Raw genomic sequence first — 13,219 nt, 5'->3', positions numbered from 1 at the left:
ATTCCTAACCATGACTCAAATTGCACTCAATGTCCCAAAGTTGATGACAATGGAGGAATACCTTGCCTATGACGACGGGACTGACACGCGCTATGAGCTTGTAGATGGAGAGTTAGTGGAAATGCCAACTGAAAGCCAGGGCAATTTAGACATTGCTAAATATCTGTTATTTGAGTTGGCAAAATATTTTCCAATTGCATTAATTGCTGTGGGAACAGAGGTTGAAGTAACTGGGCGACGGGCAAAGTGTCGATTGCCAGATATCCTGATTCATACAGAAGAATCACGAACTGCCTTGGCAGGAGCAAAGCGGGCAACCTTAACACGGGATATGCCGCCACCTGCGATCGTAATTGAAGTGGTGTCACCCGGACAGCAGAATCGCGATCGAGACTACCGCTACAAACGCACAGAATATGCGGCGCGAGGGATTGCGGAATACTGGATTATTGACCCGGAAATACAGCAAGTGACGCTGTGCTTATGGGTGAACGGGCAATATGAAGACACGATTTATATGGGCGACACTCCTCTGGCATCGACAGTTATTCCTAGTTTTAAGCTGAGTGCTGCTCAAATTCTAGCATTCGGACAAAATTAGCCCCTTGGATAAGATGCGTTGCACGTTATAGGTATACCTAACCTAGCCTATAACTGAAAATTCGATTCAATAGCATGGGAGCAATTTCGCCGATCGCCAAAATATGTTGCGCGGCTCCCAAAGCGATCGCTTCTTTGGGCATCCCGAAGACAACGCAGGTTTGTTCATCTTGGGCAATGGTAGTGCCTCCGGCTTGAGCGATCGCTTGTAATCCATCTGCACCATCCCGTCCCATGCCAGTCAGCAAAATACCAACCGCCGATCGCGGGTAACAGGTGGCAACGGCTTGAAACAAAGCTGTGACGGAGGGACGATGCCCGGAAACGGCAGGGGTGCTGATGGTGATAAATCGCCCTTGAGTGTCGAGTTGTAAGTGTTGTCGTTCGGGAGCGAAGTAGACAGTACCCGGTTTGGGAAATTCTCCCGGTTGGGCGATCGTCACCCGCAGGAAACATTCTGCTGCTAGCCAATCTACCAGTCCTTGCAGAAATCCTTCGCTGATATGTTGGACGCACAGAATGGGTACGGGAAAGTTTGCAGGCAGTTGTTTTAGGATCGCGTACAATGCCTGGGGGCCGCCTGTGGAGGCTCCGATCGCCACGACTTTCGGCAGGGACGGGGAATTACGAATCGGGAATTGCGAGTTACTGGCAGGTTTTGAGTTGAATGGTTCTGGCTTACTTTTAGGGCTAACAGGATACTTTCTGGGTTCTACCGTCGCACGGGAAGTGTGGCGAGTAAAGACTGTAACCCCTGCCAGAACTTTGATCCGGTTGATTAATTCGTGCTTGATGTGTTCATAGTCTGAAAGTGAGTCAATGTTGGGTTTGGGAAAAACATCCAAAGCACCCGCTTGCAGCAGTTTAAAAACATTGCGAGAATCTTCTTGAGTGTTGACGGAGGTGCTGATCACCAGAATGGGACGGGGATAGTCTGCCATAATCCGGCGGGTTAGTTCCAGTCCATCCATTTTGGGCATGTGTAAATCGGTGCAGATTACCTGCGGCTGTGCGGCTGGAATTCGCTCCAATGCTTCCACGCCATTGGGAGCAGTTCCCACCACATCCACTTCCGGGGAACTCGCCAGAATTCGCTTGAGGATGGTTAAGGCGACGAGCGAATCCTCCACCAGAAAGACGCGAATCGGGGCAGAGTTTTTCATGAATTGACATTAAGTTGAGATTTTATAGAAGGAGGCAGAAGGCAGGAGGCAGGAGGCAGAAGGTAAAACTATTCCTAGCATTCACATTTTCAAAATGTCCTAACTTATGTGACTACGGCTATACGAGAAAATTATTCTTCATTCATCTGAAAACCTCTACACTAACCGTTTGAGGGCTGACAGCAAGGCTTCTTGATTAAAGCTGCCTTTGATAATGTAGGCATTGGCTCCGGCTTCCGCACCCCGACGTTTATCTTCATCGCTGGCAAGCGAAGTAACCAAGATAATTGGAAGTTCGCTATATTCCTGATATTGGCGGATTTTAGCAGTTAACCCCAAGCCATCGAGATTTGGCATTTGCACATCGCTAACAACAGCATCAACGGTGTGCGATCGCAGTTTGTTCAATCCATCCAAACCATCCACAGCAGTAATCACTTGATAACCTGCGGTTTCTAAAATTCGCTTTTCTTGCGTGCGTGTGGCAATAGAATCTTCCACTAATAAAACGGTTGGTTTTGTAGGCGCAAGTTGACGAGTTTGGGTAGAAGAAATGGACTGCGATCGCGATCGGGCTGACTTCACCAAATCCTGGGGATTCAGCACCATACACACATCTCCAGTGCCTAAAATTGTTGCCCCGGAAACATTGCGGACTCGTTTAAGTAAATGACTTTGGGGTTTAATCAATACATCTTGCTCATCCACTAAGGCATCCACCACTACACCCAGTTGTGCTTGCCCAACCTGAAGAATAATACAGGAAAGTGCTGTTTCTTGAGTTAACCCAGATGGCATCGGGGGCAGTTCTAATAGATCGGCCAACTGCACAATCGAAATGGGTTGACTATCCCGAATTATTGTGTCCCGTCCCTCCAAGGGAAAAATCTCTTCTGATTTTATCAAGCAAGCGGTTTGTACAAACTCCACTGGGATGGCATAGGGCATTTGGTTCACTTGCACAATCAAGACATGGGCGGTTGCCAAGGTGATACCGAGATTGACGCGCAGCGTACATCCCAGTCCAGGAACCGATTCTACCTGAATTGTACCTTTCAATTTCTCGACATTGGTTTGCACCACATCCAGCCCCACACCCCGCCCTGATACTTCTGTCACTAGGGGGGCTGTTGAAAATCCCGGTGCGAAGATCAACGCCTGGATCTGGCTGGGAGTCATTGCTGCTGATTCTTCCTCCCCGCAAATGCCCCGTTTCACCGCTATTTGTTTGATTCTATCCAGGTCAAGCCCCCGCCCATCATCACTGATTTCCAGCACAATGTTAGTGGGAGTTTGGTAAGCTTTGAGCCGAATCGTTGCCGTTGTTGGTTTTCCTAGCCGTTCCCGTTCCTGTGGTGGCTCAATCCCGTGATCGATCGCATTTCGCAGAATGTGCATTAGCGGATCTTTCATTTCTTCCAACAGGCGTTTGTCGGCAAGGGTGTCTTTGCCTTCTGCGATCAACTGCACCAATTTTCCCTGCTGCTGTGCCAGATCGCGCACCATCCGAGGAAAGAGGTTGAAAATCGTTGCAAAGGGCAGCAATCGCAGGGTACGAATACCCTCTTCTAGATCGCTACTTAGTTGTTCGAGTCGGGTTGTGTCTTCCGAAAGGGAACTCTGCAAGGTTTTCACCAAATGGCCCAATTGCTCTAATCGTTTTTCCGAGTGATGATGAAAAGTTTCTAGACGTTGGAGGGCGAAATCACCTTGTTGCTCTCGGCTGAAGGCAAACCGATTAGTGAACAAATCTCGATTCCATTCTTCCCACAAATTAGCGATCGCCTCAATTTCTCCCAGCCGATGAGCAATCCGAATTTTGGTAACAGTTAACTCCCCTGCTTGCGTCATCAACGTATCCAGGTGGCGAGTACCAACGCGGATGGTTTCGATGCGGTAGCTATTGGTGGGGGATTTTGGATTTTGGACTTCGGCTTCGCTCAGTCGAACGATTTTGGATACTTCGACTTCGCTCAGTACAAGTTTTGGATTTTGGATTGCTCCGTTTTCCTTTGACTCTCGCTCTTTATCAAAAGTATTGTTTTTTACTGTATTTATTACTTCAGTACTGTTGACTTCTAGCTCTTGAGTCGGATTATCTTCCCTTTTTACTGGCTGCGCTCCCATCAATTCGGCCAGAACAGAAAAGGTATCAACCTTGGCAGGTTCTCCGGTGACGGCTTCATGAACGAGTTTGCGGATAGCGGCGATCGCATGAGCGAGGCGTTCATAGGGTGATTCTGTTGTATCATTGCCCAACGAGGACGCAGGGTTTTCTTGTTGCTTGAGTTGAGTCAAAATATGCTCAATTTGATGTGCTAGAGTGCCTACATCTTTGACTCCCAGCATATTGGCATCGCCTTTGAGGGAATGCGCCTCTCGCATCAAGGCTTCCAGGACAGCCAGATCGTTGGGATGGTTTTCCAGATGCAGTAATCCATCATCCAGGTTTTGCAGATGTTCTTCGCTGGCTACTTTGAAAACGTCTCTCAGTTCTTCATCATCGATCATCATAGTTTTAAGTAATTAGGGGTTGAGCGACTAAATGGTTGCCTTAAGTGCTTGCGCTGACTCGTTTATTTGTTGAGTACCAGAGCGGATCTGGCTAATGCCACTGGCAGTTTCACGCGCAGCAATATTTAGGTCATTCATGGCAGAGACAATTTGCTGAATGGCGATCGCTTGCTGATTGATATTGAGTGAAATCTGTTGACTATTGATGACGATGTTATTCACTGCACCTTCTACACCTGCAAAGGATTCTGACGTTTCCTGGGCAATTCGCGTCCCTTCTTCCACAGTTTTAGTGCCTTCATGGGTGACAATGACAGTGATGTTGATGGCAGATTGAATGTCGCCTACCAAGGTGTTAATCTTTTCGGTTGATTTTTTGCTCTGGTCTGCTAGTTTGCGAATTTCAGCAGCGACAACAGCAAAGCCTTTCCCATGCTCCCCTGCCCGGACTGCTTCTACAGCCGCATTTAACGCCAGCATATTAGTCTGACTTGCCAACTCGCCCACCAAACCAGAGATACTGCCAATCTGCTTGGTTTGTTCATTTAAGCGTGCGATATGGTCGGCGATCGCTGCGACTTTCTGCTGTAGGGTTTCCATGCCCTTGAGGGTGCGTTTTACAGCATCAGCACCGTTACCTGCAAGGATCAACGCCTGCCGTGCGCCTGCTACCGCCGATTCTGCTTGTTCGGCTGACTGCTGCGATGAGGCTCCCAATTCATCGATGGTGATAGTGGTTTGATTGACAGAACTTGCCTGCCGAGTCGCAGTCCGTTCTTGTTGCTCAACCGTGGCGGCGATTTCATTGGTGGAAGCAGCCATTGTTTGAACAATTTGAGCAATTTTGCCTGTCAACGGTTTAGCAATTTTGTTGCTCAGAAAAAATCCTAGTAAGATTGCCCCTAGAGGCCCAGCAATAATCCCAGTAACCACCCAACCTGTGGTCAAGCGGGTATCGTCACTGGCGGCTTTATTTGCATCTTCAGCAGTATCCTGATTAATTTTGATCAGTTGCAACAATGAATTAGTTGCAGCCGCAAAGGAAACATCATTTTTGACAACAGCGTTTTGTCTGAGTTTTGTCAGTCGTTCGGCAGCAGCGATCGCCACCTTCATTTCTGGAGAATTTTCTCGCTTCTGGCTGGTCAATTCCAGCTGTCTGGCAGTGGGGTTTACAACACCTAATTGGGCAAAATCCTGGTAAGCCTGAAGGTAGGCAGCATGATCTTGCTTCCACGCCTGCCACTGTTGCTTAAACGTCTGATAGAGTTTGTCCTCGTCGGGGCTGCGGGGTGTGGTTTCATATTCCTCAAGACCTGCGTTAATCTGCTTCCAGGCTGCCTGCATTCGATTTAACTCAGACTGTTTGGCTGCTGCGGGGAGTTCGGGGTTGATAATCGCTCGCTCTGCCGACTGGATCTGGGTCTGCCCTTCATTAACTCTCCACAATCCGTCGATGCTGGGGAGGCTGTTATTACTGAGGGTGTCGATATGGCTGCTTAATTGATGAGTACCCCGCCAGCCGAAAAACCCAACGACCAAAACAACACCGCCCATCAGCAAAAACGAACCCATCAATCGTCCATGCAAAGACATATTTTTTAACATAGCTGTAACTCAAATACATTTTTAGACAACGGCTTTTAGTTCTTGGGCGGCATCATTCAGTCGTTGGGTACCGACTTTAATTTGACTAATACCAGAGGCGGTTTCCCTAGCGGAAATATTCAGCGAGTTCATGGCTTCTACCACCTGTTGCACCGCGATCGCCTGTTGATTGGAAGTAAGGGAAATTTGTTGACCATTTAGCGCGATCGTTTTGATGGCATCCACAATCTTTTCTACGGTTTTCGTGCCTTCATCTGTCACCATCACGGTGGAATTGGTCGACTTTTGAATGTCTAAAACCAGTAGATTAATTTTTTCAGCCGATCGCTTACTCTGGTCTGCCAGTTTGCGAATTTCGGCAGCAACAACCGCAAAGCCTTTGCCATGTTCCCCGGCTCGCACGGCTTCTACTGCTGCGTTGAGCGCCAGCATATTAGTTTGACTTGCTAAATCACTAACCAGGGTGGAGATCGTGCCGATTTGATTGGTTTGTTCGCTTAAATGGAGAATTTGGGCGGCAATATCGCCTACTTTCTCGCGTAGACTCGATTGGCTGAACTGACCCTCTTGAGTGCGACCGTCTACCAGCAACAACACCTGCCGCGCCCCTGCGGCTGAGGCTTCTGCTTGTTCGGCAGACTGGCGCGAGGAAGCCGCCAATTCATCCATTGTCGTGGTAGTTTGGTTGACAGAAGTGGCTTGTTGGATGGTGGCACGTTCTTGCTGCTCGATCGTCGTAGCAATTTCGGTTGTAGAAGTTGCGATCGCGCCAGCAGAGGCGTTCATCTGGCGGGAAGTGCGGCTAATGACCCAGATGCCAATTAAAATAGATAGCACCAAAGAGAGTCCACTAGCTAACATCACCGTGAACCTAAGCGCATTGAGCGCCTCTTGCTGCTCTTTTGCGGCAATTGCAAAAGTCTGATCTTCTCGCTGCTGCATTTCTCCAATCATGTCTACCACATCCTGCCCTTGATTGCGGGAATTTCCTTGACTCCAGCTTGCAACGGCTTCTTTGACTTTGCCCCGATCCACTCTTGCCATCAGGTTATCGTCAAAAGCAATCTGTTTATTCAGCAGTTCCTCTAGTTTGGTTAAAGACTGTCGTTCTTCTTGCGATCGGGCAAGTGTCATCAGTTTTGCTAGAAATTCCTTGGAATCCTTTTGAGCCTTTTGGTAGCTCTCAAACGATTGCTGATTTTTTTCTAACAAATAGCTTCGATTTGCCTTAGAACTACTTTGCACACTAACAGAAAGATCGTCGAGTATTGAGTTAATGTCATAAGAAGACAATAAATTTTCTGACCGTTGGTTCACCGTGTTGATATTGACGATCGTTGCTCCGGCAGAAATTAACAATGCCAGCACGGGAACTGCATACCCGCCAATAATCCAGTATCTTAGTCTCCAGTTTCGTTTGCTTTCCATCTTGCGATCTCCTGTAAGTGAATAAATTCGAGAATTTCCAGATATTGCTATTACACAATTTTGGATTTTAGATTTTAGATTTTAGATTGACCCATCAAGCTACGGTATACATCAATACCTTTTGGTTAAGGGGGAAGGGGGCAGGGGGAAAGGGAAAAGGGGAAATAAAAGCTTTTAACCCAAACCCAGTAACTTTTACCAAAGCCCAATTTCAAGTTAAAAATGCTTAACCGAACAGTATTGCGGTATACACACAAATCTCTTAATCTGCACCTTTGTTGCATTGACCTGCACCTTTGTTGCATTGACCTGCACCTTTGTTACATCGACCTGCACCTTTGTTGCATTGACCTGCACCTTTATTACATCGACCTGCATCTTTGTTGCATTGACCTGCATCTTTATTACATCGACCTGCATCTTTGTTGCATTGACCTGCACCTTTGTTACATCGACCTGCAAAAATTAACTTACTCTCCGTTACGCAGTAACTCTAAAAAACTTGTGTGTAACAGTAGGCTTCACAGCAGCAGGAAGGAGCCATTTCCCCCTTCCCCCTGCCCCCCTGCCCCTGATTACACAACACTCTGTAGCTTATAAGCTGCATCATTGAGTTGCTGAGTGCTAACGCGAGTCTGACTGATGCCGATCGCTGTCTCTCTAGCAGAGTTATTAAGTGCATTCATTGCTTGTAAAATTTGCTGAACCGCAATGGATTGCTGGCTAGCGTTTAGCGAGATTTGCTGAATATTCAACACCATCCGGTTGACGGCATCGGTGACACTGATAAAGACCTCCACCGTCTGCTTAGTTATTGCCGCCCCCTGTTGAGCAGTTTTTGTACTTTCATCTGTCATCACAACGGTTGAGTTGATGGCGGATTGAATGTCATTCACCAGCACATTAATTTTTTCAGCCGATCGCTTACTCCGATCTGCCAGTTTGCGAATTTCGGCGGCGACGATTGCAAAGCCCTTCCCCTGTTCCCCTGCCCGGACTGCTTCTACTGCTGCATTTAGCGCTAGCATATTGGTTTGATTTGCTAAGTCGCTCACCAACCCGGAAATATTGCCAATTTGCTTGGTTTGTTCGTTCAGGCGCAGCATTTGGTCTGCTACCGCACTGACTCTGTGGCTCAAGGCTGCCATTCCTTCCAGGGTGCGGTTCAGTGATTGATTGCCTTGATCTGCCAAATTTAAGACCTGTTGAGCGCTGGTTGAGGCAGTGGATGCTTGCTGGGCAGACTGTTGAGCAGAGGCGCTGAGTTCGTCCATTGTAGTGGTGGTTTCGCTGACCGAGGCTGCCTGTTGGTTAGCAGTGCGCTCTTGTTGCTCGATTGTGGCGGCAATTTCAGCCGTTGAGGTAGCGATCGCACTGGCTGATTCATTTATCCGTCGAGCAGTGCGGCTAATTACCCAGATGCCAGTCAAAACCGACAACAGCAAGGAAAGTCCAGTCGCAGACAAAATTGTGAGCTTGAGCGTATCGAGCGCTGCTTGCTGTTGCTTGGCAGCCAAAATTACATTCTGGTCTTCTCGGCGCTGAACTTCATCGATCGCACTTGTCAGGCGATCGACCATACTGCGAGCATTTTCGTGACTCCAGGTTTCAACAGCTTCCTGAACCTTACCTTGATTCACTTTGCCAATCAAATCATCCTCGACAAGCATTAAATTATTCAGCAGTCCCTCTAGCCTGGTTAATGACTGTTGCTCTTGCTCTGTTCTGGCAAGCGACATTAGCTTTGACAAAAGCTCGTTGAAGCTTCTTTGAGATTTTTGGTATTCGTCAAAGGATGTCTGATTTTTTTCTAACAAATAGCCCCGAACTGACTTAGAACCGCTCTGCACATTCGTGGCAAGGGCATTAATCGCTGAATTAACGTTATAGGAAGAAACTAAATCTTGCGATCGCTGACTCACCAGGTTGATATTAATAAATATCAGCCCCGCAGAAATTATCAACGCCAGAATGGGAACTCCATAGCTGCCCATAATCCAGTATCTCAGTTTCCAATTTCGCTTACTTTGCATTTTGTTATCTGTTGTGAATGAATGAGTTCAAGGATTTCCCAATATTTCTATCATTTGTAATCTTTGCGATCGGACTTTTGAATCAACGGAAGATTGCACAACATTCTGTATATCGACTGCGTTATCTCTGCGAGTTTGCTGCGAATCTCATTGATAATCTGTAAAACAAAACCTAACCCTAGATTTATAAGCGTTAGAGGTTGTTTGAAAAATGTTTTGCTGTGATTTTAAGCACGTTTAGATCCCCCCTAACCCCCCTTAAAAAGGCTACGGTGTACACACAAGTCGAATTATCCCCCTTAGTCCCCCCGATGTATTGGGGGGAAACAAGAAAAACCCGGTTCCCTCCCCAATACATACGGGGAGGGTTAGGGTGGGGTAATTCGAGAACTGGTAGTAATTCGATAACTTGTGTGTACACGGTAGCCTTAAAAAGGGGGGAACTGGAATCAAAGTCCCCCAATTTATCGGGGGATTTAGGGGGATCTATAACTTTTCGATACCAACAAGAGGACTTTTCAAACATCCTCTTAGACTTCTTCATTGACAACCAACACCTCTGAAGTAAGCAATTTAGATAAATTGATGATGCTCATCATCCGATCGCGATAAGGTGCGACACCCTGGAGATAGTCGTCTTTGGCAGAATGCAGGGCAATTGGAGCCGCGATCATTTGGGAGGGATGGATATACGTCACATCAAAAATGTCATCTACGGCAATGCCCGCCACTCGTTGCTCCAGACGCACGACAACCGCTTGCTGATGCGATGGGCTACGCCCCGCCGTAGGCGATCGCACCTCATTTATGGGCAGATCGACCACATTATTGATGTTAATTAAGGTGACAATTTCGCCCCGCAAGTTGATGTTGCCAACAATGTGCGGCGGACAGCAGGGAATCGGGGTAATCTTGTGAATATCGGTAAACTCATGCACCGTTTCCAAGCCAAACCCAAAGTACTCACCCGCCAACCCCACAACCGCTAGAGGCAAGAGCGACGCCGAATCTTCGTCATCAACCGAACACCGCAGAGTTTCAGTTCGCTCTTGCAAAATCTGTCGCTCTTGCGAATCAAAATGAGCGTATAAGCCCTGATTTAGGGCTGAATCAGAGGAATGTTTTAGTGCATCATTGACTGAGCCGTTGTTAAAATCAGAATTTAGATTGAAAACAGTCTCTATAAAGGCGTGTTCCACCAACAGTTCGGGATTGAGCAATGTAACGATGCCCTCCTCAACATTGGCAATGCCAGCCACCAATCTATCCGGCAAACTCTCTTTCGATCGATCGCAAACATTGGCAGCGATCCGATCGGGTGCGATCGCTTGTACGCTATCCACTTGATTGACGATGATTCCGATTCGTTGAGTTTGCCACTCCACGACAATCATGCTGTCAGTCAATTGAAAAGGGGGACGCGCTTGTTCTAAACGTTGATATAAATCCATCACGGGGAGAAACTTCCCTCGTAGGTTAATCACGCCTAAAATTGTGCTGGGAGTTTGTGCGATCGCAGTCACTTCTGGCAGAAAGAAGAGTTCTTGCACGGCTGTAGCCGGAATGCCATAGCGTGAATGATTGAGTTTAAACATTAAATAAGATTCATGGCTCATAACTAGTTGAATTTAAGTGCTTAAGAACGTGTGCTTTTAGTTCAGCAGTGGTTTGCTGGTTATGGGAATCGATCGCTTCTTGGGGTAAATTTTGCAAAATTTCTAGAAGCGATCGCCAGGTTTTTTGAGCCTGTTTTTCATTTCCCTCTCGTTCGTATATAGAACCCAATTCCAGGTGAGCAGTAACAGAATTAGGAGCGAGATAAATAATACGTTTTAAAAATAATTTGGCACTGTCGCGATCTCCTTGCTCTTCGGCGATTTGAGCCAATAAATGATAGGGTTCGATCGCCAATGGGCTGATTTGGAGTGCCTGCTGACACGCCTGATTCGCCTGGGAGTAATCGCCAAAATTCGCGTAAGCTTCTGCCATCAAACAATATGCCTGAAAGTCTTGGGGGGCAAGAGCAATCACTTGTTGGGCTATTTGAATGACATCGGCATAAGCTTCTTGAATTAGCGATGCTTTGGCTGCATCTAAAAGACTTTGAGTGTTTGCGCTCACGTCGAAGCCTGTCTCCAAGCTTGGGAGAGAGGGATGGTTCGGATAAGCAGGGGAGGCAGGGGAGGGAAGAGAGTTATTAATATTAAACAATTTCTCTTCCTCTGCTTCTGTTCTCTCCCTGCTCGCCTCAACAGATAAATTTGTTAACCAAACCGGATTGAGAGAGGGGGAAAAAATTTCGGTTTCCCTGCTCTCAATGGCAGCAGGTGTTATGGTATTCAAGACTTTGCTCTGCTCGTCGAGTGAGGTATGTCTTTGATAAACCGCAGATTGGGGAAAATTTTTGATTTGAAACGGTTCAGTTTTTTGTCCGTATAATTCCGTGTGGCCTGTGAGCAGAAAACCTCCTGGTGTCAGAGAGCAGTAAAACTTGCTTATAATTTGTGCGATCGCGTCGAAGTCAAAATAAATAAACACATTGCGGCAAATAATCAAATCGAAATCGTGAATGCTAGACGCGTAAGCAAGAAAGTTATCCTGCATCAGGTTTCCAGGTTGAAATGTAACCATTGCTTGAATAGCAGGATCGATTTTCCAACCTTTTTTGTGGGATCGAAAGTAGCGATTTTTGATTTCTTCAGTGGTTGTCCGAAAAGACCAATCGCTGTAAATTCCTTGTTGAGCCAGGGCGATCGCGGGTTGATTAATATCTGTGCCTAAAATCAGAATGTCCCATGTCTGATTGTCAGGGATTAGTTCTTTCACTAGAATGGCAAGTGAGTAAGCTTCTTCACCAGTCGAACACCCGGCACTCCAAAGCCGTAATGTCGGCCGAGAAAATTCTCCATTAGCAGCGTTGTACTGAGTTAAACTAAGTACAGTTTTGCGCTCGATTAACTCTGGGAGCAGCTGATTTTTGAGCAGCGACATCTGCCCCTGATCCCGAAAAAAATAAGTTTCAGTGACAGTGAGTAAAGAGATTAGTTCTTGCCACTCTTTCGCACCAGGAACTAATTGATTTGCTACCAAGAACTGATAGTAATCATTGAGTGAGCATAATCCTAGCGCCCGGATGCGAGTTAAAAGATTTTTCTTTAATCTATCTTGATACTGTGGTTTGATGTGAATGCCGAATGTATCAGCAATCAGATCGACCATCTGTAACAAAATAAAGTCATCACTATGTTGAGAATTGGATTCAAATAAAATGGGGCGATCGCCGAGCGTTTGATTCATCACTATATAATTTTCGAGCCAATACGCTTAGGTTTCCCATTTCAATCTCTTGATTTGGATTTAGTAAGTCGGCGCGAAAAAACCAAATTATGTAAAGATAAGTAAATACGGAGAATGCATCTACAGACTTTCACTGCCTTGAGCAAGTTGTCGTGACTGACCTCACTTCCGGGAGCAACGCGATTTTGTGAGGTCAGGCAAAAAACAAGCGATCGCTAAAACACATATCTCAGCCTAAAGTTATTTTATTAACATTAGCAGTACTGATAAAACATGACAATTAACCCTGATGAGATACTTCAAAGGGTTTATGGGCGCGTAGTTTGAGGATTACTTCAAAAAATATCTATAACAAAATATTAATACGCTGTATTAATTAAATCTATAATTAATTTTAATCTAGAAGTTAGTATAAAATTTATCAAGCAGTATTGGGTTTTATGAACGAATTAAAAAGGGAAAGTCGGAGAAGCTCTGAAAGTAACTGGTGGATCGTCAAGTCGAGCCAGCCATGTGGAAGGGTTTCTCCTTTCTCCTGAGCGTTAGCCATGCAGGAGCGTCACTGCGCAGGAGTGG

9 protein-coding genes are annotated in these 13,219 nt (G+C 46.4%); 1 reads left to right on the top strand and 8 read right to left on the bottom strand.

The window, feature by feature from the left end; translation table 11 throughout:
• The first annotated feature begins 10 nt into the window (after window positions 1-10).
• Window positions 11-601, top strand: a complete 591-nt coding sequence (locus RMZ42_RS03375; protein WP_322670075.1) for a Uma2 family endonuclease — start codon at window positions 11-13, stop codon at window positions 599-601.
• Between the two features lie 37 nt (window positions 602-638).
• Here RMZ42_RS03375 and cheB read toward each other — a convergent pair whose 3' ends face one another.
• From cheB to RMZ42_RS03335, 8 genes are all read right to left on the bottom strand, one after another.
• Window positions 639-1,763: a chemotaxis-specific protein-glutamate methyltransferase CheB gene (cheB, locus tag RMZ42_RS03370; protein ID WP_322670074.1), complete on the bottom strand. Its 1,125-nt coding sequence runs from the start codon at window positions 1,761-1,763 to the stop codon at window positions 639-641.
• Between the two features lie 156 nt (window positions 1,764-1,919).
• A complete protein-coding gene (locus RMZ42_RS03365; protein ID WP_322670073.1) occupies window positions 1,920-4,277 on the bottom strand; it encodes a hybrid sensor histidine kinase/response regulator in 2,358 nt (785 codons plus the stop codon).
• A 27-nt stretch (window positions 4,278-4,304) separates the two neighbouring features.
• Complete coding sequence (locus RMZ42_RS03360) at window positions 4,305-5,885, bottom strand: methyl-accepting chemotaxis protein (protein WP_322670072.1); 1,581 nt, start codon at window positions 5,883-5,885, stop codon at window positions 4,305-4,307.
• Window positions 5,886-5,906: 21 nt separating this feature from the next.
• The gene (locus RMZ42_RS03355) at window positions 5,907-7,313 is read right to left on the bottom strand and encodes a HAMP domain-containing methyl-accepting chemotaxis protein (RefSeq protein WP_322670071.1); all 1,407 of its coding nucleotides are present in this window, start codon (window positions 7,311-7,313) and stop codon (window positions 5,907-5,909) included.
• Window positions 7,314-7,529: 216 nt separating this feature from the next.
• Window positions 7,530-7,775, bottom strand: a complete 246-nt coding sequence (locus RMZ42_RS03350) for a hypothetical protein (RefSeq protein ID WP_322670070.1) — start codon at window positions 7,773-7,775, stop codon at window positions 7,530-7,532.
• A gap of 113 nt (window positions 7,776-7,888) precedes the next feature.
• Window positions 7,889-9,346 carry a methyl-accepting chemotaxis protein gene (locus RMZ42_RS03345; protein ID WP_322670069.1) on the bottom strand — a complete coding sequence of 486 codons (1,458 nt, stop codon included), beginning with the start codon at window positions 9,344-9,346 and terminating at the stop codon, window positions 7,889-7,891.
• A gap of 530 nt (window positions 9,347-9,876) precedes the next feature.
• Window positions 9,877-10,962 carry a chemotaxis protein CheW gene (locus RMZ42_RS03340; protein WP_322670068.1) on the bottom strand — a complete coding sequence of 362 codons (1,086 nt, stop codon included), beginning with the start codon at window positions 10,960-10,962 and terminating at the stop codon, window positions 9,877-9,879.
• Entirely contained in the window at window positions 10,952-12,643 is a 1,692-nt protein-coding gene (locus RMZ42_RS03335) for a CheR family methyltransferase (RefSeq protein WP_322670067.1), read from the bottom strand. The genes RMZ42_RS03340 and RMZ42_RS03335 overlap by 11 nt, the downstream gene beginning before the upstream one ends.
• Between the last annotated feature and the right edge of the window lie 576 nt (window positions 12,644-13,219).

Origin of the sequence: Nostoc sp. DedQUE05 (assembly GCF_034530955.1) — a bacterium.
In the GTDB taxonomy this organism is placed as follows: domain Bacteria; phylum Cyanobacteriota; class Cyanobacteriia; order Cyanobacteriales; family Nostocaceae; genus Nostoc.
This window is presented reverse-complemented; position numbering and strand designations above follow the sequence as displayed.